Annotated in this window: 20 protein-coding genes; 8 read left to right on the top strand and 12 right to left on the bottom strand. The window is 54.2% G+C overall.

Going from position 1 to position 21,544, the window contains the following annotated elements:
* The first annotated feature begins 2 nt into the window (after window positions 1-2).
* Window positions 3-1,166: an acetyl-CoA C-acyltransferase FadA gene (fadA, locus tag DK872_RS25090; RefSeq protein ID WP_149289290.1), complete on the top strand. Its 1,164-nt coding sequence runs from the start codon at window positions 3-5 to the stop codon at window positions 1,164-1,166.
* A 185-nt stretch (window positions 1,167-1,351) separates the two neighbouring features.
* Here fadA and fre read toward each other — a convergent pair whose 3' ends face one another.
* Both fre and ubiD read right to left on the bottom strand, forming a co-directional pair.
* Window positions 1,352-2,053 (bottom strand): NAD(P)H-flavin reductase, encoded by a 702-nt coding sequence (gene fre / locus DK872_RS25085; protein WP_035941924.1) that lies wholly within the window; start codon window positions 2,051-2,053, stop codon window positions 1,352-1,354.
* Complete coding sequence (gene ubiD, locus DK872_RS25080) at window positions 2,050-3,549, bottom strand: 4-hydroxy-3-polyprenylbenzoate decarboxylase (RefSeq protein WP_007369131.1); 1,500 nt, start codon at window positions 3,547-3,549, stop codon at window positions 2,050-2,052. Before ubiD ends, fre begins: the two co-directional genes overlap by 4 nt.
* A gap of 178 nt (window positions 3,550-3,727) precedes the next feature.
* Here ubiD and rfaH point away from each other — a divergent pair, with 178 nt between their 5' ends.
* Window positions 3,728-4,216: a transcription/translation regulatory transformer protein RfaH gene (rfaH, locus tag DK872_RS25075; RefSeq protein ID WP_035889526.1), complete on the top strand. Its 489-nt coding sequence runs from the start codon at window positions 3,728-3,730 to the stop codon at window positions 4,214-4,216.
* A 7-nt stretch (window positions 4,217-4,223) separates the two neighbouring features.
* Here the strand turns inward: rfaH and tatD are convergent, their stop codons facing one another.
* The 9 genes from tatD to udp form a co-directional block, all read right to left on the bottom strand.
* Window positions 4,224-5,006, bottom strand: a complete 783-nt coding sequence (gene tatD / locus DK872_RS25070) for a 3'-5' ssDNA/RNA exonuclease TatD (protein WP_090398677.1) — start codon at window positions 5,004-5,006, stop codon at window positions 4,224-4,226.
* 39 nt (window positions 5,007-5,045) lie between these two features.
* Window positions 5,046-5,810, bottom strand: a complete 765-nt coding sequence (gene tatC, locus DK872_RS25065; RefSeq protein WP_007369134.1) for a Sec-independent protein translocase subunit TatC — start codon at window positions 5,808-5,810, stop codon at window positions 5,046-5,048.
* Window positions 5,811-5,812: 2 nt separating this feature from the next.
* Window positions 5,813-6,337 (bottom strand): Sec-independent protein translocase protein TatB, encoded by a 525-nt coding sequence (tatB, locus tag DK872_RS25060; protein WP_007369135.1) that lies wholly within the window; start codon window positions 6,335-6,337, stop codon window positions 5,813-5,815.
* Window positions 6,338-6,340: 3 nt separating this feature from the next.
* Window positions 6,341-6,604, bottom strand: coding sequence for a Sec-independent protein translocase subunit TatA (gene tatA, locus DK872_RS25055; protein ID WP_007369136.1), 264 nt, complete (start codon window positions 6,602-6,604; stop codon window positions 6,341-6,343).
* Window positions 6,605-6,720: 116 nt separating this feature from the next.
* On the bottom strand, window positions 6,721-8,361 hold the full coding sequence (ubiB, locus tag DK872_RS25050) for a ubiquinone biosynthesis regulatory protein kinase UbiB (protein WP_007369137.1): 1,641 nt from the start codon (window positions 8,359-8,361) through the stop codon (window positions 6,721-6,723).
* Complete coding sequence (locus tag DK872_RS25045) at window positions 8,358-8,963, bottom strand: SCP2 domain-containing protein (protein WP_035889528.1); 606 nt, start codon at window positions 8,961-8,963, stop codon at window positions 8,358-8,360. Before DK872_RS25045 ends, ubiB begins: the two co-directional genes overlap by 4 nt.
* 11 nt (window positions 8,964-8,974) lie before the next feature.
* Window positions 8,975-9,730 carry a bifunctional demethylmenaquinone methyltransferase/2-methoxy-6-polyprenyl-1,4-benzoquinol methylase UbiE gene (ubiE, locus tag DK872_RS25040; protein WP_035889530.1) on the bottom strand — a complete coding sequence of 252 codons (756 nt, stop codon included), beginning with the start codon at window positions 9,728-9,730 and terminating at the stop codon, window positions 8,975-8,977.
* A gap of 66 nt (window positions 9,731-9,796) precedes the next feature.
* On the bottom strand, window positions 9,797-11,254 hold the full coding sequence (gene rmuC / locus DK872_RS25035) for a DNA recombination protein RmuC (protein ID WP_035889556.1): 1,458 nt from the start codon (window positions 11,252-11,254) through the stop codon (window positions 9,797-9,799).
* Between the two features lie 152 nt (window positions 11,255-11,406).
* Entirely contained in the window at window positions 11,407-12,168 is a 762-nt protein-coding gene (udp, locus tag DK872_RS25030) for a uridine phosphorylase (RefSeq protein ID WP_035889531.1), read from the bottom strand.
* A 260-nt stretch (window positions 12,169-12,428) separates the two neighbouring features.
* Between udp and DK872_RS25025 the strand changes: the two genes are divergently transcribed.
* The 6 genes from DK872_RS25025 (at window position 12,429) to DK872_RS25000 (ending at window position 19,130) form a co-directional block, all read left to right on the top strand.
* Window positions 12,429-13,235 carry a dienelactone hydrolase family protein gene (locus tag DK872_RS25025; protein ID WP_161518937.1) on the top strand — a complete coding sequence of 269 codons (807 nt, stop codon included), beginning with the start codon at window positions 12,429-12,431 and terminating at the stop codon, window positions 13,233-13,235.
* Window positions 13,236-13,816: 581 nt separating this feature from the next.
* Window positions 13,817-14,563: a fimbria/pilus periplasmic chaperone gene (locus DK872_RS25020; protein ID WP_072441371.1), complete on the top strand. Its 747-nt coding sequence runs from the start codon at window positions 13,817-13,819 to the stop codon at window positions 14,561-14,563.
* A 229-nt stretch (window positions 14,564-14,792) separates the two neighbouring features.
* On the top strand, window positions 14,793-17,375 hold the full coding sequence (locus DK872_RS25015; RefSeq protein ID WP_161518936.1) for a fimbria/pilus outer membrane usher protein: 2,583 nt from the start codon (window positions 14,793-14,795) through the stop codon (window positions 17,373-17,375).
* 11 nt (window positions 17,376-17,386) lie between these two features.
* Complete coding sequence (afaD, locus tag DK872_RS25010; RefSeq protein ID WP_050998870.1) at window positions 17,387-17,830, top strand: AfaD family invasin; 444 nt, start codon at window positions 17,387-17,389, stop codon at window positions 17,828-17,830.
* A 138-nt stretch (window positions 17,831-17,968) separates the two neighbouring features.
* Window positions 17,969-18,475: a hypothetical protein gene (locus DK872_RS25005; RefSeq protein ID WP_035889533.1), complete on the top strand. Its 507-nt coding sequence runs from the start codon at window positions 17,969-17,971 to the stop codon at window positions 18,473-18,475.
* Window positions 18,476-18,635: 160 nt separating this feature from the next.
* Complete coding sequence (locus DK872_RS25000) at window positions 18,636-19,130, top strand: hypothetical protein (RefSeq protein ID WP_234427018.1); 495 nt, start codon at window positions 18,636-18,638, stop codon at window positions 19,128-19,130.
* Between the two features lie 47 nt (window positions 19,131-19,177).
* On the opposite strand, the gene metE is transcribed toward DK872_RS25000, so the two are convergent.
* Entirely contained in the window at window positions 19,178-21,439 is a 2,262-nt protein-coding gene (gene metE, locus DK872_RS24995; protein ID WP_161518935.1) for a 5-methyltetrahydropteroyltriglutamate--homocysteine S-methyltransferase, read from the bottom strand.
* Between the last annotated feature and the right edge of the window lie 105 nt (window positions 21,440-21,544).

Below are 21,544 nucleotides of genomic sequence, written 5' to 3'. Positions count from 1 at the left end.
CAATGGAACAGGTTGTCATTGTCGATGCAATTCGCACACCGATGGGCCGTTCAAAAGGCGGCGCTTTCCGCAACGTGCGCGCGGAGGACCTCTCCGCCCATCTGATGCGTAGCCTGCTGGTACGTAACCCGGCGCTGGAAGCCAGCGCCATCGACGATATTTACTGGGGCTGCGTACAGCAGACGCTGGAGCAGGGTTTCAACATTGCCCGCAACGCCGCGCTGCTAGCGGAGATCCCTCATTCCGTCCCCGCCGTCACCGTCAACCGGCTGTGCGGCTCATCTATGCAGGCGCTGCATGATGCGGCGCGGATGATCATGACCGGCGATGCGCAAGTTTGTCTGGTGGGCGGCGTTGAGCATATGGGCCACGTGCCGATGAGCCACGGCGTCGATTTCCATCCAGGCATGAGCCGCAACGTCGCAAAAGCGGCGGGGATGATGGGGCTGACCGCCGAAATGCTGTCGCGCATGCACGGCATCAGCCGTGAAATGCAGGATGCATTCGGTGCACGCTCCCACGCCCGCGCCTGGCAGGCCACGCAATCGGGCGCGTTCAAAAACGAGATCATTCCCACCGGCGGCCACGATGCCGATGGTGTATTGAAGCAGTTTAACTATGACGAAGTGATCCGACCGGAAACCACCGTCGAAGCGCTGTCCACGCTGCGACCAGCTTTTGATCCGGTTAGCGGCACGGTTACCGCCGGAACATCATCCGCTCTGTCGGATGGCGCCTCCGCGATGCTGATCATGAGCGCCAGCCGCGCCCGCGAATTGGGCCTGACGCCGCGCGCACGCATCCGTTCAATGGCGGTAGTCGGCTGCGATCCGTCAATCATGGGTTACGGCCCGGTTCCGGCCTCGCAGCTGGCGCTGAAAAAAGCCGGACTGACCGCCAGCGATATCGATCTATTTGAGATGAATGAAGCCTTTGCCGCACAGATCCTGCCGTGCATAAAAGATCTGGGGCTGATGGAGCAGATCGACGAGAAGATCAACCTGAACGGCGGTGCAATCGCTCTCGGCCATCCGCTGGGGTGTTCAGGTACACGTATTAGCACCACGCTGCTGAACCTGATGGAACGCAAAGATGCCCAGCTTGGCCTGGCGACGATGTGTATTGGTTTAGGTCAGGGGATCGCTACGGTGTTTGAACGCGTATAACGCTTTAAACGAATCTGTCTCAAAACCAAGCGTTCCAGAGCAAAGCGGCAACTGAGTGATTCCCCGGAAGCATAGATACACTATGTGACCGGGGTGAATAAAGGCAGCCAACGCAGCGATGGGACGCATGGCGAAGAGAGAATGTAGTTGCCGTTTTTCCCGCCTGTCAGGGGCGGGTTTTTTGATCAAATGAAAGCAAACGCATCGCCAAACAGGCGATCTTCACGCGCGCCGCGCTCATTGCAGAACAGGTCACGGGCAATCTTCGCCATCTCGAAACGACCTGCGATATAGATATCGTGTTCGGAGAGCGAACCAAAATCCTGCATCACCGCTGCCAGCACCGTGCCGGAGCGACCGCGCCAGCCCTCTTCCGGCTGCTCAACCACCGGTACCACACGCAGATTCGGGTGATCCACCGACAGGGCTTCCAGCTCGGCCAAATCGTACAGATGCTTCTCCTCACGCCCGCCCCAGTAAATGCTCACTTCACGGTTCGGGTTTTGCGCGAGAGTGGTCAGCAGAATCGAGCGCGCATAAGAGAAGCCAGTACCGCCCGCGATCAGCACCATCGGGCGCTCCTCGTCATCACGCAGCCAGGCATCGCCATGCGGAATGTCGATAACAATTTCGCGGTCTTTCAGAATGCGGTCCATCACCGCCATGGCATAGAGATTCAGCTCTGACGCGCCAATATGCAGTTCAATATAATCATGCTGATCCGGCGTGGATGCCATTGAGAAAGGACGCTTGTCTCGCTCATCCATTACCACCATCAGATACTGACCAGCGCGAAACGAAAAAGCCGCCTCCGGCACTAAACGGACACGATATACGGTATCAGTGATGGCATCTACCGAGGTCACTTTACAGCTTAAGGTTGTCATGCGCTCTCTCTGTCGGGTCTATTTTCGTCATTCAATATGGCCAGTTCGTCCCAGATGGCGTCAATTCTCGCCGTCACCTGAGGATCTTTTTTGATTGGGCGTCCCCATTCACGCTGGGTTTCCCCCGGCCATTTATTGGTGGCATCCAGCCCCATTTTTGAGCCAAGACCGGAAACCGGCGAGGCAAAGTCCAGGTAATCAATCGGCGTGTTTTCCACCAGAACCGTATCCCGCGCGGGATCCATACGGGTGGTGATCGCCCAAATCACATCATTCCAGTCGCGCGCGTTCACATCGTCATCGCACACGATCACAAACTTGGTGTACATAAACTGGCGCAGGAAAGACCAGACGCCCATCATGACGCGTTTTGCATGGCCCGCGTACTGTTTCTTCATTGTCACGACGGCCAGGCGATAGGAGCAACCTTCCGGCGGCAGATAGAAATCGACAATTTCCGGAAACTGCTTTTGCAGGATCGGCACGAACACTTCGTTTAACGCCACCCCCAGCACCGCCGGCTCATCGGGCGGACGACCTGTATAGGTGGAGTGATAAATCGCGTCTTCACGCCGGGTAATGTGCGTTACCGTAAACACCGGGAAGTTATCAACTTCATTATAGTAACCTGTGTGGTCGCCATACGGCCCTTCAGGGGCCATTTCACCTGGCTCGATGTAGCCTTCCAGTACAATTTCCGCGCTGGCAGGCACTTCAAGATCGTTGGAAACGCACTTCACCACTTCAGTTTTTGTACCGCGCAATAGCCCGGCAAAAGCGTATTCAGAGAGCGTGTCGGGCACCGGCGTTACCGCGCCAAGAATGGTCGCTGGATCGGCGCCCAGCGCAACCGCCACCGGGAAACGTTCGCCGGGATGCGCAGCCTGCCACTCCTGGAAGTCCAGCGCACCGCCACGGTGGGAGAGCCAGCGCATGATCAGCTTATTTTTACCGATCCGCTGCTGACGATAGATCCCCAGGTTCTGCCGCTCTTTGTGCGGTCCACGAGTCACCGTCAGCCCCCAGGTAATCAGCGGCGCGGCATCGTCCGGCCAGCACTGCATGATGGGAATGGTGGTCAGATCAACTTCATCGCCCTGCAGCACTTTTTGCTGACAGGGCGCGCCGCGCAGACGTTTCGTCGGCATATTCAGTACTTGCTTAAACTGCGGCAGCTTATCGAAGAGATCGCGGAAACCTTTTGGCGGCTCAGGCTCTTTCAGGAACGCCAGCAGTTTACCCACCTCACGCAGCGCGCTGACATCCTCCCGCCCCATACCTAACGCGACGCGACGCGGCGTACCGAACAGATTACACAGCACCGGCATCGTATAACCTTTCGGATTCTCAAACAGCAACGCCGGGCCACCGGCACGCAGAGTGCGATCGGCTATTTCGGTCATTTCCAGATAAGGGTCAACCGGCAGCGTGATGCGCTTCAGTTCCCCTTGCTGCTCAAGCAATGTCAAAAAGTCGCGTAGGTCGTTGTATTTCATGCGGTGTATTATCGCCTCCAGATAAGCGCTTTATTATACGGTGTTCAATCTGAGGTTGCTGTATTTTTGTTAAATCGACGTGAAATTCAGCAGCGCCTGGCGTGAGCGTTATAATGAACTTAGCCATCGTGCTGCGGTTTTGATATTCTTTCGCCCGAACTTACGGAAAAGAGTCATTATGCAATCCTGGTATCTACTTTACTGCAAACGAGGCCAGCTCCAGCGCGCCCAGGAACATCTCGAACGCCAGGCGGTCAGTTGCCTGACGCCAATGATCGCCCTGGAAAAAATCGTACGCGGCAAACGCACAATCGTGAATGAACCGCTTTTTCCCAACTATTTGTTTGTAGAGTTTGATCCCGAGGTGATTCACACCACCACCATTAACGCCACGCGCGGCGTCAGCCACTTCGTGCGTTTTGGTATGCACCCGGCTCGCGTTCCCCCCTCGGTTATCCATCAGCTTTCGGTCTATCAGCCGGAAGGCGTGACCGATCCCGAAACGCCCTTTCCAGGTGATGATGTGGTAATTACCGAAGGCGCACTTGAAGGGTTGCAGGCCATCTTTAAGGAGCCTGACGGCGAAACACGCTCGATGTTGCTGCTGCATATGCTGAATAAGCAGGTACTGCAAAGCGTCAAAAATACCGATTTCCGTAAGGCCTGAAGCGGCGTTAAAACGCGATGCCAAACAGACGCTGCACGTTTTTATCCGTCACCGTATCCAGCCACTGAACCTCTTCGCCACGCAGCGAGGCGACCGTGGCGAGAATATGCCCCAATAACGCCGGTTCATTACGCCGCGATGCGGGCTTCGGCGCCAGATCGCGCGGCAGCAGGTAAGGCGCATCCGTTTCGATAAGCAGCCGCTCGGCTGGAATCAGTGGCACCACTTCGCGTAATTCCTGCCCACGACGTTCATCACACACCCAACCGGTAATCCCAAGGTACATACCGCGATCGAGGCAATCTCTGGCCTCCTGCGCTGAGCCGGTAAAGCAATGCAACACGGCGCCTGGCAGCTTATTCAGCCACGGATCTAACAAAGCCAGAAAGCGCTCATGCGCATCGCGACAGTGCAGAAAAACAGGCATATTCAGTTCAGCGGCCAGCGCCAACTGGGTGCTAAAGGCGTATTCCTGTTCACGCGGCGTGGAGAAATTGCGATTGAAATCCAGCCCGCACTCTCCCACTGCCACCACTTCCGGCAATGATGCCAGAGCACGGATTGCCTGCGCGGTTTCCGCCGTCCAGCCGCTGCTGTCGTGAGGATGCACGCCCGCTGTTGACCAGCAGTGATGGTAGCGCTGTGCCTGTTGTTGTGCCTGCTGACTCTCATGCAGATTGGTACCGGTTATCAACATACCCTTGACGCCCGCCGCTTGCGCACGCGCGACCACCTCGCGCTGATCTCTGGAAAACTGCGAACTGGTCAGATTGACGCCGATATCAAACATGTTCTTCCCCATACAAAAACCGCCCTGACGGGCGGTTAGTTACTCTTCACTGGTTTCTGTGTCGTTCTCATCATCGCTAATACGGCGCTTGCCGACATAGAAGCGGGCGAAGAAGACGCCAATTTCAAACAGGCAGTACATCGGTATCGCCAGCAGCGTTTGCGAGAAGACATCCGGCGGCGTCAGAAGCATGCCAACGACAAATGCGCCTACCAGCACATAAGGACGCTTTTGTCGCAGATCGGCAGGCGTGGTTACCCCCATCCAGCACAACAGCACAATGGCTACCGGCACTTCAAACGAGACGCCAAAAGCCATAAACAGCGCCATGACGAAGCTGAGATAGCTGGCGATATCAGTAGAAACCTGCACCCCTTCCGGCGCGGTATGCGTCAGGAAGCCAAACGCCAGCGGAAACACCACAAAGTAGGCGAATGCCATGCCGATATAGAACAACAACGAGCTGGAGATCAGCAACGGCACGACCAGGCGGCGCTCATGCTTATACAACGCCGGAGCAACAAATGCCCATACCTGATACAGAACGACCGGCGCCGAGAGGATCAGCGACACCATAAAGGTCAGCTTGATCGGAGTAAAAAACGGTGAGGCAACATCCGTGGCGATCATTGTCGCCCCGACCGGCATCTGTTTGATGAGCGGCGCGGAAACGAGCTGATAAATATCATTCGCGAAGTAAACCAGCGCGAGGAAAATCACCATTACGGCGATAATGCAGTTCAGCAGACGCTTACGCAGCTCAATAAGATGTGCAATAAGCGGTTGGGTATCGTCTACAGCCATGTTCAGGATTTTTCACTTGAAGAAGGTGAGGAGTCGGAAACCGGAGCCGTGTCTTTTACCGCGGGGTTTACCGTCGGCGATTTTTTCTCTTCATCGGCTTCGGGAGCTTGCTGCGGCGCGCTGGCCTGATGCTCAGCGGTAGATGGCGTAACGCCTTCGCGCTGCGCTTCGCTCTCTTTCACCACCGGGTTATGGATGGTATTTGCTTCATCGCTCGCTTTTTCCGCATCGTGAACGCTGTATGAGCGCTTCATCGATTCCGCCGCCTGGCGCAGTTCGTCCATTGACTCTTTTAATTCCGGCGTCAGGTTTTCCAGACTCGCTTTCTCAACCTTTTTCAGGCTTTCCTGGAACTCCTGAAGCTTCAGCTCCTGCGTCAATTCATTCTGCACCGTTGTCGCCAGCGAGCGTAATGCGCGGACCCAGCCCACAATAGTACGCACTGCCACAGGCAGACGCTGCGGCCCCAGCACAACGAGGCCGATGATAAAAACGAGTAACAGTTCGCCAAAACCTATATCGAACACGAATTACACCTGCTCTTTGTCGTGACGTTTTTCGTCTTTTTTAGCGTCGTTGGATTTTGCATCGTCAGAGAGGGATTTCGCGGTGAAATCTGCATCTTGTGCCGATTTATCCTGCTTTTCCTCTTTATCATCATCGCTGATGGCTTTTTTAAAGCCTTTGATGGAAGCCCCAAGATCGGAGCCAATCGAACCGAGTTTTTTCGTTCCGAACAGCAGCACGACGATAACGACAATAATCAACAACTGCCAAATGCTGATACCACCCATACATAATCCTCTGTAACAGATGATGTTAAAAACAGGCCTCAGTATACACATTATCCATTACGCTGCCTCTTTGTTGGCAGCTTCTGTGCTTCAGGCCCCCGATATGCACCAATGGCTTAGCGCGTCTTGTACCAACCTGCCAGCCAGACAACAACACCGCCAGCGACAACCCACAAGGGAGCAAGCCCCCAGTCGGGCCGATTGATCAACAGTAGCGTCCCACTAAGCAACAATGTTGCACCAATACCAAACAGATAACGGGATTGCCCCTGACGTACATGGTTAACCTGTAGTTCGCTGGCAATCTTATCAACGCTCTGCTGCAAATGTTTACCTTGCTGCAAACCGTTGTAGATCAGTTCAGGAAGCTCCGGCATTTTCTCTATCCAGAACGGTCCTTTCTCTTTTAACGCCCGGACCAGCGCAGGAATACCCACCTGATCTTTGATCCACGTTTCGAGAAAAGGTTTCGCCGTTTTCCACAAATCGAGTTGCGGATAGAGCTGACGGCCGACACCTTCAATGTAGAGCAAGGTTTTTTGCAGCAGCACCAGTTGCGGCTGCACTTCCATATTGAAGCGACGAGCGGTGTTAAAGAGATTAAGCAGCACGTGGCCAAAGGAGATTTCCGCTAGCGGCTTCTCAAATATCGGCTCGCACACCGTACGAATGGCGAATTCAAACTCTTCGACATTGGTGTCCGGCGGCACCCAGCCGGAGTCGACATGCAGTTCTGCCACTTTGCGGTAATCGCGGTTGAAGAAGGCAATAAAGTTCTCCGCCAGGTAGCGTTTATCCTCTTTGTTGAGCGAACCCACAATGCCGCAATCGATGCCGATATACTGGGGGTCTTCCGGATGATCGTAGCTGACAAAAATATTGCCAGGATGCATGTCGGCATGGAAAAAACTGTCGCGAAAAACCTGGGTGAAGAAGACCTGCACGCCGCGCTCAGCCAGCAATTTCAGGTTGGTGCCGTTCTTTTCCAGCGCCACAACATCCGAGACCGGAATACCGTAAATGCGCTCCATTACCAGCATATTCTGGCTACAGTAGTCGGAGTAGATTTCCGGCACGTACAGCATCGGGCTGTTTTCGAAATTACGCCGTAACTGGATCGCGTTGGCGGCTTCACGCAACAAATCCAGCTCATCGATCAGCGTTTTTTCATATTCCCGCACGACTTCACGCGGACGTAAACGACGGCCATCCGGCAGCAGGCGCGGAACCCACGCCGCCAGGCGGTAAATAAGCTTAAGATCGGCTTTGATCACCGGCAGAATATCCGGGCGGATCACCTTGATCACCACCTCTTTGCCGCTCTCTTTCAGCCGCGCGGTATGAACCTGAGCAATCGATGCAGACGCCAGCGGTTCAATCTCGAAGTCGTCAAACCAGGTTTCAACAGGCAGATCGCCCATCGCTTTTTCGATTTGCTGTTTGGCGAGGTGCCCGTCAAATGGCGCGACACGATCCTGTAGCATCGCCAGTTGATCGGCAATCAGCGGCGGGAAAAGATCGCGGCGGGTAGAGAGCATTTGGCCGAATTTGATCCACACCGGTCCCAGTTCCTGCAACGCAAGACGCAGCCGTTCTCCAAGTGCTTTATCCTTGTGCCGGTTAGGCATCCAGAACAGCATCCTGCGCCAGATCCGCAGCGGCAGGGTGATACGCATTCTGGGAATGAGCTCATCAAGCCCGTAACTCAAGAAAGTCTGGATGATGAAATAGAGCCGCCGCAGTTCACCTGGCGTCATTTGCCCTCCAGTTTATCCAGGCGCTGAGCTAATGCTTCCGTCGCACGTTCCACGGCCGCCGTCTCTTCTGCAAACCAGGCCACTTCCAGAGCGCCCGGCGCGACGCGCCACTCTTCGGTTAACACTTCAGCGACGTAGCGTTGTTGGCGCTGAACGCCGTGGCGCAGTAAGCGCGCGCCACCGCGCAGGAATTTACTGATCCCCTCGGCGGCAATATCACCCGTCCAGGGAGCAAGCACCTCAGCGGGATCGAACTCAGCGAGATCGGCAAGCGCCACCAGGTTTTGCACGACCTGAATATCCCCCTGTACTTCCAGCTCGCCGCTGCGGATAAGCGCGGTCAGTTGCTGGCGATCGCGCAATTTCGGCAACACCCGCAACTGGGTGATAACCGAACAGTCGGCCTCGCCTTCCCATTCGCTCAGGACATCGATCTGCTGTTCGCTGAACACCAGCACAAACGGCGAGGAAAACTCCTGCAAAACAACGCGTAAAACTTTGCCATACAGACGCTGACGCGCTGATATCAGCGCGCTTTCGCGGTAGAGAAAGGTATTCAACGCGCGTTCGATTCCGGCGGCCACCATCGGCTTAAAGGGCATACGCACTCCTGTCAGAATTTGTAGCCACGGTGCAGAGCAACAATACCGGCGGTCAGATTGTAGTAATCAACGTTTTCAAAACCCGCGTCCTGCATCATCGATTTCAGGGTCTCCTGATCGGGATGCATACGGATGGATTCCGCCAGATAGCGGTAGCTGTCGGCATCGCTTGCCACCAGTTGGCCAATGCGCGGCAGAACATGAAAAGAGTACGCGTCGTACACTTTGCTTAGCGGTTCAATAATCGGTTTGGAAAACTCCAGCACCAGAAGACGCCCGCCCGGTTTCAACACGCGGAACATGGAGCGCAGCGCTTGCTCTTTTTCCGTTACGTTGCGCAAGCCGAAAGAGATGGTAATGCAGTCGAAGGTATTATCCGGGAACGGCAACGCTTCTGCGTTTGCCTGTACATACTCGACGTTACCGATAATGCCGATGTTGCGCAGCTTTTCGCGCCCCATTTTCAGCATTGAGTCGTTGATATCAGCCAGCACAACCTGCCCGGTTTCACCCACCAGACGCGAGAATTTAGCGGTCAGATCGCCAGTGCCGCCAGCCAGATCGAGAACTTTCTGCCCACGGCGTACGCCGCTGCAATCAATGGTAAAACGCTTCCATAAACGGTGAATGCCCATCGACATCAAATCGTTCATAACGTCATATTTTGACGCGACCGAATGGAAAACATGCGCCACCATGTCGGCTTTGTTTTCTTTGGCGACGGTCTGAAAACCAAAGTGTGTTGTCTCTTTTGAATCTTCCGCCATCTTAGTGCCTGCTATTTAAGAATTTGTTTGTGAAGTGTATCAGATTGGACGCAATTGCCCTACGATTCAACCGGCCGATGACGCCTTCTGGCCAGGTTCCTCATCCTGCGTTGCATCGTCTAACTGATTGTCTTCATTATATTCGTTTAACGCTTCCTGCCCTGCTCGCAGGCGAAACTCTTCATCCTGCGCCTGCGCTTCAGCCGTTAATTCTGGATTAATCTCACGCTTGATCTCAACGCCAAGGCCGCGAAATGCCTCCGCCTGTGCCAGCACGTTGCCGCGCCCGGCGGTGAGTTTTTTCATCGCCTGACGGTAATTATCCTGTGCTTTATCCAGGCTCTGGCCGATGGACGACATGTCATCAACGAACAGGCGCATTTTGTCATACAGTCGACTCGCCCTTTCTGCAATCTGCTGTGCGTTGCGACTTTGATGCTCATAGCGCCAAAGGTTGGCGATGGTGCGCAGCGCCACCAGCAGCGTGGTCGGGCTGACCAGCATAATGTTATTCTTCAGCGCTTCCGTTATCAGTTCGGGCTGTCTGTCGAGGGCAATCAGGAATGCCGGTTCCACCGGAATAAACATCAGAACGTAGTCGAGGCTACGCAGGCCGGGAAGCTGCTGATAATCTTTGCGCCCCAGCAGGCGAATATGATTACGTACCGAGGCAATATGCTCCTGCAATGCGCCTTCGCGGGTAAATTCATCCTCGGCGTTGAAGTAGCGCTCGTAGGCTACCAACGTCATTTTGGCATCAATCACCACATCCTTGCCCTGCGGTAAGCGCACGATCACATCCGGCTGCATACGCGCGCGGCTGTCGTTTTCCAGGCTGACCTGGGTTTCATACTCGTACCCTTCGCGCAGACCGGAGGCTTCCAGCACGCGGGTCAGCACCACTTCGCCCCAGTTGCCCTGCGTTTTATTATCGCCTTTCAATGCGCGCGTCAGGTTGATGGCCTCCTGCGCCATCTGGGCGTTCAACTGTTGCAGATTGCGGATTTCATGCGCCAGCGTATGGCGTTCGCGCGCTTCCTGGCCAAAGCTCTCCTGCACCTGACGGCGAAAACCGTCGAGCTGCTCGCGCAGCGGCGTTAGCAGGCCGTTCAGGCTCTGGCGGTTCTGTTCATCCACCCGCCGGTTGCTCTGCTCAAAAATGCGGTTCGCAAGGTTTTCAAATTGTTCGCTGAGACGCTGCTCGCTACTGTGCATCTGGCGTAGCTTCTCTTCCGCATGCAACTGGGTGGATTCCAGACGGGTGGTGACTTCACGAAGATCGGCTTCCAGCGAGCTGTTAATATGTTGCAGGCTGCGCAGCTCGTTATTGAGCAGTTCGCACTCTTCACGCCAGTGTTCACTCTGAACTAACTGCTGGCGGGCGGCGCTCAGTTCACTAAACACATCACGTTGCTCGGCAAGCAATTCCGCCTGCTGCTGCGCTCCGCGCCAGCTTGCAGCCAGCCAGCCGACCAGTAATCCTGCCAGCGACAGCGCTGCCATGACGATGATTGAAGTGTCCACCACGCCTCCTCCAGACCTTATCCGTACAGCGGGAATTGTGCTGTATAAACGTCCAGTTGGGAAGGGCTTTTCCTGCGAGGCGCTACGCAGAAACGGAAAGGGATTTGTCAGGCCCGGTAAATGCAGCATTACCGGGCACCGGGAGAGAGGAATTACAGCAGGCGACGCGCAGCTTCCACCACGATTTTCACGGCGTGGCTTTCGGTCTGTTTCATCGTTTCTGCGTTCGGGATCTCCTGCTGGGTACGATTCACAATCACCCCAGCCACCATCCCGGCGCGCAGCCCCTGGCTTGAACACATGGTCAGCAGCGTCGCGGATTCCATTTCATAATTCATCACACCCATTGATTGCCACTCTTCCATTGAGCCTTTAAAGCTTTTCACCACACGCCCGGAGAATGTGTCATAACGCTCCTGGCCAGGGTAAAAGGTGTCGGAAGATGCCGTTACGCCAATGTGTTTGGTTGCGCCAATCGCATCCGCCGCTGCGACCAGCGCCGTGGTGCAGGCAAAGTCAGCTACCGCCGGGTATTCCATCGGCGCAAAATGCAGGCTGGCGCCATCAAGGCGCACGGAGGCGGTGGTAATCAGTACATCGCCAACATTGATATGCGGCTGAATCGCCCCGGTCGTGCCGACACGCAGAAAAGTGCGGATGCCAAGCTGCGCCAGTTCTTCTACGGCGATAGAGGTTGACGGACCGCCAATACCGGTGGAACACACAATAACTGGTTTGCCATCCAGTTCGGCACGCCAGCTGGTAAATTCGCGGTGAGATGCCAGCTTGACCGGCTTATCCATCAGCGCGGCGATCTTTTCCACACGCTCCGGATCGCCAGGGACGATCGCCAGCGTAGCCCCTTGTAAATCGTTTTTGGTGAGACCGAGATGAAAAACATCAGACCTGGACATAACAGACTCCTCTGTGGTTGGTTTTATCAGGAGAGGCAAAAAGCCACTTTACAGAAGGCGCCTGTCCGTTTTCGTGATTGAAGTCACCATGAACGAAAATGTTTGCATATCATTTCCATAAATTAGTGATTCATATCACATTAACATGCTGTATCTCACTACGCAGCAGCAAAGATAGTCGATGAAACGGGGATTTGCGCGCGCGCCAGACCTTCCGTCTATAGTTATTGGAGCGCTAATAAAAGGGTATGGAGAATGCCATGACAACCAACAAACAGCCGGGCTTTGCACCTGCGGCTTCGCCTCACGCTTCCACCATCGTTCACACACCGGAGGACGCCCTAATCGCAGGCGAAACCTCCATTCCAACGCAGGGTGACAATATGCCTGCGTTTCATGCCCGCCCCAAAAATGCCGATGGCCCGTTGCCGATTGTCATTGTGGTACAGGAAATTTTCGGCGTACATGAACATATCCGCGATCTCTGCCGCCGCCTGGCGCTGGAAGGTTATCTCGCCATTGCGCCTGAACTCTACTTCCGCCAGGGCGATCCGGATGATTTCGCCGATATCCAGACGCTACTGAGCGGGCTGGTCAGCAAGGTGCCGGATGCCCAGGTGCTGGCCGATCTCGACCACGTCGCCAGTTGGGCGGCGCGCAATGGCGGCAATGCGCATCAGTTGTTGATCACCGGTTTTTGCTGGGGCGGCCGTATCGCCTGGCTGTATGCGGCGCATAACCCGCAGTTGAAAGCCGCGGTAGCCTGGTACGGTAAGCTGGTGGGAGAGAAATCTCTCAACTCGCCGCGCCACCCGGTAGATGTCGCAACCGATCTGACCGCGCCGGTACTGGGTTTATACGGTGCGCAGGATACCGGCATTCCGCTCGAAAGCGTGGAAACTATGCGCCAGGCGCTGCGGGCAGCCAATGCCACTGCCGAGATTGTGATTTACCCGGAAGCGGGCCATGCCTTTAATGCCGACTACCGCCCGAGTTATCATGAAGAGTCGGCAAAAGATGGCTGGCAACGCATGCTGACATGGTTTGCCCAGTACAGTAAAAAATAATATCCGTGCCGGGGAAATTCCCCGGCCAGCAATATTAAAAATAAAATGCTAATACGAGAATTTCAGGAATTTCTGACCGTATTAACACTGAATGAAGGGAAACTGATTTATATGAAATCTTCGTTTTTCATTAAGAAAAAGTTTGATGGGATCAAGAAAATTCCATTACCCTATCAGAAATAAGAAATTGCTCCCCCGAAAACACTCAACGATAGCATCTTTTAATAGCATGTATTTTAATGTCTTTTATAATTTCAGCATAAAAAAACACCAGCAAAAAAAATGATTTTACATTTTTGTGGCGACCAGACATTGAACCTGGCTGGTTTACCTGTTCTTCTCTTCCATGCAATACTTTAGATACACCTTATTACAGGCAAGCGCCTTTAATAAGATTATGCTTAGCGCATATTAAAAAAGGAATGACTCATATTTTTTGACGGCACTAAATAACTGCACAGACTAGCACCACAGAGTGGTGTTGGACATAACAAAACCCGGGCTAAGTTCCGTAAAAAATGATTTCTTCTGCGCAACTATTTATTAGCGTTTTTTCTTATATTTTCATACAGGGTAGTCACGTGAAAAAAAATATTTCAGCATTGTCACTTTTAGCCATATCTATTTGCTTTTTCCCTGACATCGCCTCAGCCGCATCCTCCCATTCTGCAACGTCGACCCAAACGTTTTCAGTCCGGCTTGGCGCCTCTCGTTTGATTTATGATCCTGCGTCTAACGGTACAACCCTGACGGTAACCAATCCGCAGGATTACCCCATTCTGATTCAATCTCAGGCGCTGGAGGAAAACAGGAAGAATAAAGCACCGTTTGTTGTAACGCCCCCGCTGATGCGCCTGGACGGACAGCAGTCCAGCCGATTACGTATTGTGCGTACCGGCGGTAATTTCAGGGCCGACCGTGAAACTTTACAGTGGTTATGTGTTAAGGGAATTCCCCCTAAAGCGGGAGACGAGTGGGCAAAAGAAAAGGCCGATAAAGTATCACTGAACGTTCAACTCACTATAAATAATTGCATCAAACTGCTCATTCGGCCAGGCGCGTTAAAAGGCCATCCTGACGATGCAGAAAATCGCCTGCAATGGCAACAGCACGGTAATAAGTTGACCGCAACGAACAACTCACCGTTTTACATTAATATCAGTACGCTAAAAATTAATGACGTTACCGTACAGGATATCAAGTACGTTGCGCCCTTCTCTTCGCGTGATTTCACACTGCCTTCCGCGACAAGAAGTAAAAGGATTGAATGGAAGATCGTGAACGATTACGGCGGTGAAAGCCAGACCTGGCAAACTAACGCAGAATAACCATGTTATTTAATGCGACACGGCGTAGAAGCAAGCACATTTATTATGCATATGAATATGTGAAATTAATATGCAGGTGCTAATTTATTGATACCACTCTTGCTCTATGACAACGATGCGCGTTTTTATCCTCTTTGATTTTGTGTTTATCGAAGGGCAGAAGATATATTTAGGGCCACATTACTGTTTATAAAACAATAATATTCAACGTTGTTTAACTCACATTTATATGACAGTAAAACAATATTATATTCTGCCATTATTCTCTTTTGGGATAGCTGCCTGCACATGTTCATCAGTGAATGCGGCGGCAGAAAGCTGGTCATTTGATCCCGCACTGTTAGGTGGCGAAGAAGGAAGAAACGTTGATATTTCGGTTTTTAACGAAGGAAGCCAGCTACCTGGAATTTACCCGGTAGACATTTTGCTAAATGGCGACGTGGTGGATTCCAGGGAGATGGTATTCCACCAGGCGCGTGATAAAAGTGGCAAGCGTTTTCTGAAAACCTGCCTGACTGAAGCACTGCTGACACAGTATGGCGTGAAAACAGAACAGTACCCTGGTCTGTTTGCCGCTCGCGCTTCAGAGAAAACAACCGATGACGAAACACAGCAATGTGCGGCGCTGACGGCTATTCCGCAGGCGACAGAAACATTCCAGTTTTATCGGCAGCAATTGTTGCTCAGTGTCCCGCAGGCAGCACTGCGCCCGAAGGTATCAGGTCTCGCGCCACAGGAACTCTGGGATGATGGCATTCCTGCCCTGCGGATGAATTACCGCATAAATACGGCCCGTTCGACGTCATCAGGCAGTGGATCCTCAACGAATAGCACCATATTTGCCCAGCTCGAACCGGGAGCGAATCTCGGTGCCTGGCGTTTGCGGAACCTGACAACCTGGCAGAAAGAGGGCCAATCGCCAGGAAAATGGCAGACAGCCTGGACCTATGCTGAACGCGGATTATATGGCCTGAAAAGCCGTCTGGCATTGGGGGATCGTTATACCCCGGCCGACATCTTTGACAGCATTCCATTTCGGGGAGTGATGCTTGGCTCCGATGAAGCAATGGTTCCCTATAACCAAAGAGAGTTCGCCCCTGTTATTCGGGGGATCGCGCATACGCAGGCCCGGATTGAAGTCAAACGTAGCAATTATGTGATTTACAGCACCACCGTTGCACCAGGGCCGTTTGCGTTGACAGATCTTCCCTCCGCCGGTGACGGCGGCGACTTACAGGTGACAGTTTTTGAAAACGACGGGCACCAGCAAAGTTTTATTGTGCCCTCGACCACGCCAGCTATCGCGCTGCGTGAAGGTTACTTCAAATACAACCTGATGAGCGGTCGCCATCGCCCGTCAAATGGCGCGGTCAGCGATAGTTATGTTGCTCAGGCGTCACTGATGTATGGGCTGCCATGGGGCATAACGGCCTACGGTGGTTTACAGGGCGCAGCCCATTACAGCGCAGCATCGCTGGGGTTAGGGGTATCACTCAATAGGTTGGGCGCTATTTCGCTGGATGGTATTCAGGAACAGAGAAAGCCGCACAGAAAAGCGCATGCACAAGGCAGCGCCTGGCGCGTGCGCTACAGCAAAAACATTGAAGCGACGAATACTGGATTCACATTTTCCAGCTACCGCTACGCATCGTCGGGATTTCACGGATTGTCGGCAGTGCTGGACAGTGATCGGGCGCATGACGCTGGCGAATACCTGAATCAGAACAATTTGCGCCGTAAAACGCGCTCCAGCCTGACGCTCAGCCAGTCCCTGGGACAGTGGGGTTCAGTGAGCCTGACGGGGGCCAGGGAGAGCTACTGGCAACAGCGCGGGACGCGGGATGAGCTGATGGTCTCCTGGTCCACAAGTTTCCACGATGCCACATGCTCATTGAACTGGACGCAACGCCAGGAGCCGGTTTACCACAGCGGCGCGCAGCCAGCCGGGCGTAAAACGGATCGGGAAGTGAGTTTCTGGATTAGCCTGCCTCTGGATCGCTGGATGGGAAACCACACACGGGCCAGTTATCAGATGGTAAACGGGGATATACGCGGTGCGCAGCATGAAATGGGACTGAATGGCGACAGTTTTGATCGCCGTCTGAGTTGGGATGTACGTGAACGGATGACGCCAGGCAACCCGGCGACTGACCGAAACAGCAGCCTGGTTAATCTGACCTGGCGCGGCGCTTATGGTGAATTGAAAGGCGGCTATCGCTATAGCCCATCCTCCCGACAGATGAATGCGGGCTTGGCTGGCGGCGTAGTGATTCATCGCCATGGGATCACGCTGGGCCAGCCGCTGGGAGAAACCGTGGCGCTGGTGGAAGCGCCGGGCGCAGCAGGCGTATCGGCAGGCGATATCCCCGGAGTGAAAACCGATTTTCGTGGATACACCACGCTGGACTATGTGATGCCCTATCAGGCGAATTTAGTGACGCTCGATCCCAATACCCTACCCGCTGATGTTGAAGTCCCGCAAACGGACACCCGGATAGTCCCCACAGCAGGTGCAGTCATCGCGGCGAAATTCTCAACCCGGACAGGTGCCCGTGCCGTCATCACGCTGACTCAGGCGAATAACCGTCTGGTGCCCTTTGGCGCGTTGGTCACGCTTGCGGGTAATGAGACCAATACCGGAGCAGGCATTACGGGTGATGGTGGAGAGGTTTACATGAGCGGGCTTCCACAAACGGGAAGACTTCTGGTCTCGCTGGGTCATGAACGCTCGTGCATAGCGGACTACCGTCTGCCTGAAGAAAAAAGCTCGGCGGGTATCTATGCCCTTAGCGCAATGTGCCATTCAACATGAAGGTATCTGAAATGAAAAAGAAAATCGCACTCCCGTTACTGATAGCAACCGCGATCTGTTTACCCGCAGCAGAGGCGCAGGCAGCGGAAACCATACCAGAAGTCACGCTGAACATACGTCCGCCCCAGGACACCAAATTGCGTGATGGCACTGTTATCGGCCGCGGCCGGATGGTTTTTCAGGAGGCACATTCCGGGTATCTGGTCTGGCTGAATGCACAGAAGAGCACTTCGGCACCGGGGCGATATGTCCTGACGGGAAAGCGTGATTCTGCGCACCAATTGCGGATCCGGCTGGCAGGTGAAGGCTGGTCAGGGGAGAACAAGGATCGAGGCGGCATCGTCAGGAGCACTTCCGCGACGCGAGCCAGCTTTCAGATTGTCATCGACGGAAACCAGCAAGCCGTTGCCGATGAGTACGTCATTACGGCCAACGCGCTTGCCATCGTCCCCTGAACAATGAGCACAACGCATTACGCTGGCTTCAGGATCGGAAGCCTGCGCAACAGGTTGTCACCTGTAAAGGTGACGCCACCCACGTCCAGGTATGCGGCGCGGGATCAATTAACGATGATGAAACTAAAGGAATGATTTATGAAAAAGATAATGCTGACCACCTTACTGGCGCTGATGAGCAGCCAGAGTTTTGCCGCGCTGACATCCCACGGTAGCGCCACCACCAGCATGACCCTTAACGCACCAGCAATATGGAGCATCACCAAAGGCGTAGAAGCAGAAGGAATCCTTGGGGCAGGCAACACCTATACCGACGACAGCATTCTGAACCATGCTGCGACCATCATTATTAAGAACGACTCGACGGCGGCGGGCACGTACTACATTCGCGGACAAGGGGATTCCCTTGAGACCGACGGCACAATTGTGTGGGTCAATGCCAGCGACAGTACGCAAAAACACGTTGTATCAAATCTTACCACCACGCTCGACAGTACCTGGAGTGCTGCCGACACCGCCTTTAAATCGAACAACCCGCTGGGTGCAGGCGATGAGAAAACGTTCAGTTTTTATGGGCAGGCCGGCGATACATTTGAACCCGGCACTTATAACCTCTCGATCGAGTTGTTAACTGAAACGCCGTAACACCGCTGCGTGAGGTCACGCTGGCATAGAGGGTTAACTGCTCTACCCATTTTTACGGTTTTCCTGAATGAGAAGCCGCACCACAGCTTTTGTGTCTTTGTCGCATCCAAAGTTGTGTAATGACAATGAAATTAAAGGAATGATGATAATGAAAAAAGTAATGCTAACTACTTTACTGACCCTGATGAGCAACCAGAGTTTTGCGGCACTGACATCCCATGGAAGCGCGACCACCTCCATGACGCTGAATGCGCCAACATCATGGAGCATTACCAAAGGCATGGACGCTGAAGGAACGCTGGGGGCAGGCAATATCTATACTGGCGATTCTATTATGGATCATGCTGCGACCATCATTATTAAAAACGGATCGACCACCGCAGGCACTTATTACATCCGTGGGCAGGGGGATTCTCGCGGGAGTAATGGCGATATCGTATGGGTTAGCACCAGTAACAGCGCGGAGAAACACCTTGTGCCGAATCTGGGGGTCAATCTCGACAGTACCTGGAGCGCGGCGGACGATGCTTATAAATCCAATAACCCGCTGGCGGCTGGCGCGGAGCAAACATTCAGCTTTTATGGCCAGGATGGCGATGTGTTTGAACCCGGCGTCTACACACTCTCTCTGGAGTTGTTAACCGAAACGCCGTAATACCTCAAAAAACGCCGCCGGGGAACATTCCGGCGGCGCATGGCTGTTTACTGCTGACGCAGGTTCTGCGCGGCTTTCACCATGTTAGCCAGCGCGGCGCGGGTTTCCGGCCAGCCGCGGGTTTTCAGACCGCAATCCGGGTTCACCCACAAACGCTGTGCCGGAATGCGCTGCGCCGCTTTTTGCAGCAGGGCTTCGATCCACTCCACGCTCGGCACGTTCGGCGAGTGAATGTCGTACACGCCCGGTCCGATTTCGTTCGGGTATTCGAACTCTTCGAACGACTCCAGCAGTTCCATATCCGAACGCGAGGTTTCGATGGTGATCACATCCGCATCCAGCGCGGCGATAGAATCCATGATGTCGTTGAACTCGCAATAACACATATGTGTGTGGATCTGCGTGTCATCTTTCGCCACCGCCGCATTAATACGGAACGCTTCCACACCCCACGCCAGATAAGCCTCCCAGTCGCTGCGGCGCAGCGGTAAACCTTCGCGCAGTGCTGGTTCGTCGATCTGGATGATGCCAATGCCAGCAGCTTCCAGATCGGCCACTTCATCACGCAGCGCCAGCGCGATCTGTTTGGCGATGGTTTCGCGGGTGACATCTTCGCGCGGGAAAGACCAGCAGAGGATGGTGACCGGACCGGTCAGCATGCCTTTGACCGGTTTGTCGGTCAGCGATTGTGCGTACTTCGCCCACTCGACGGTAATCGCTTCCGGGCGGCTCACATCGCCGATCACTACCGGCGGCTTCACGCAGCGAGAGCCGTAGCTCTGTACCCAGCCATTTTGCGTAAAGACGAAACCATCAAGGTGTTCACCGAAGTATTCCACCATGTCGTTACGTTCAGCTTCGCCGTGTACCAGCACATCCAGCCCCAAACGCTCCTGTTCAATAATCGCCTGTTTAATGTGTTCAGCGATGCCGGTGCGGTAATTGCCCGCATCTAAACGTCCCTGTTTAAAATCCAGACGCAAGCCGCGGATCTCGGTGGTTTGCGGGAACGAGCCGATAGTCGTGGTCGGCCACGCTGGCAGGTTGAAACGCACGCGCTGCACTTGTGCACGCTCAGCGTACGGACGCGCGCGCTGGCTGTCCTGCGCGGTGATCGCCGCCAGACGTTTTGCCACCGCCGGGTTGTGCACGCGGGTAGAGTGGCGGCGCGCCTGGATCGGGGCGCTCCATTCATTCAGTTTTTCTGTGTTGCCGCTGTTCAGGGCATCACGCAACAGCGCCAGTTCTTCACATTTTTGCAGGGCGAAGGCGAACCAGCTTTTCACTTCGGCATCAAGACGTGTCTCAACGCTCAGATCGATCGGGCTGTGCAGCAGCGAGCAGGAAGAGGCAACCCACAGCGGGCGTTTGCCGACCACATCCTTAATCTGCGCATATTTTTCACTCAGATCGGCGCGCCAGACGTTACGGCCATTCACCAGACCGGCAGAGAGCAGCCAGTCGGCAGGCAGACGCTGATGCAGCTGCGCAACGTTGTCTTTACCGTGTACCAGATCGACATGCAGACCCTGCACCGGCAACGCGGTAATGGTGTCCAGGTTCGGCGTGACTCCTCCGAAATAGGTGGTCAGCAACAGTTTTACTTTGCCGTTCAGGGCGTCATACGCCGGTTTGAAGGCGTCCAGCCACGCTTGCGGTAGTTCCAGCACCAGCGCCGGTTCGTCTATCTGCACCCACTCAATACCGCGTTTCGCCAGTTCGGCCAGCACTTGCTGGTAAACCGGCAAAATATCGTTCAGCAGGCTTAAGCGATCGAATTGTTCGCCTTTCACTTTGCCCAGCCACAGGTATGTGACCGGCCCAAGCAGTACGGGTTTCACCTTGTGGCCCAGCGCCAGCGCTTCGTCCACTTCATCCAGCAGTTGCGTCCAGGTCAGTTTGAATTGCTGGCCTTTGCTGAATTCCGGCACCATGTAGTGGTAGTTGGTGTTAAACCATTTGGTCATCTCTGCCGCTGCCGCCGGTTCGCCGGTCGGTGCGCGACCGCGGCCGATGCGGAACAGGGTGTCGATATCGACAGAGCCGTCGTTGTTCTGATGACGAGCCGGCACATTGCCCAGCAGCAGGCTGGTGGTCAGAACATGGTCGTACCAGGCGAAATCACCGACCGGCAGCAGGTCGATCCCGGCCTGTTTTTGTTGATCCCAGTGACGGGCGCGCAGCTCGCTCCCTACCGCCAGCAGTTCTTCGCGAGAAGAATTCCCCGCCCAGTAACTTTCTTGCGCTTTTTTCAGCTCGCGACGCAGGCCGACGCGAGGAAAACCGAGGGTGTGGTTTTGTATTGTCATGTCTTCTTCCTTTAATTATTTGATTCTGAATCTAAAACTCTAAATAGTTCGGCTGGCAGGAAGGCGGCAACGTAGCGTGTCCCCAGGAGCTTACTGAAGTAAGTG

It is taken from the genome of Kosakonia sp. MH5 (genome assembly GCF_009935945.1).
In the GTDB taxonomy this organism is placed as follows: domain Bacteria; phylum Pseudomonadota; class Gammaproteobacteria; order Enterobacterales; family Enterobacteriaceae; genus Kosakonia; species Kosakonia radicincitans.
This window is presented reverse-complemented; position numbering and strand designations above follow the sequence as displayed.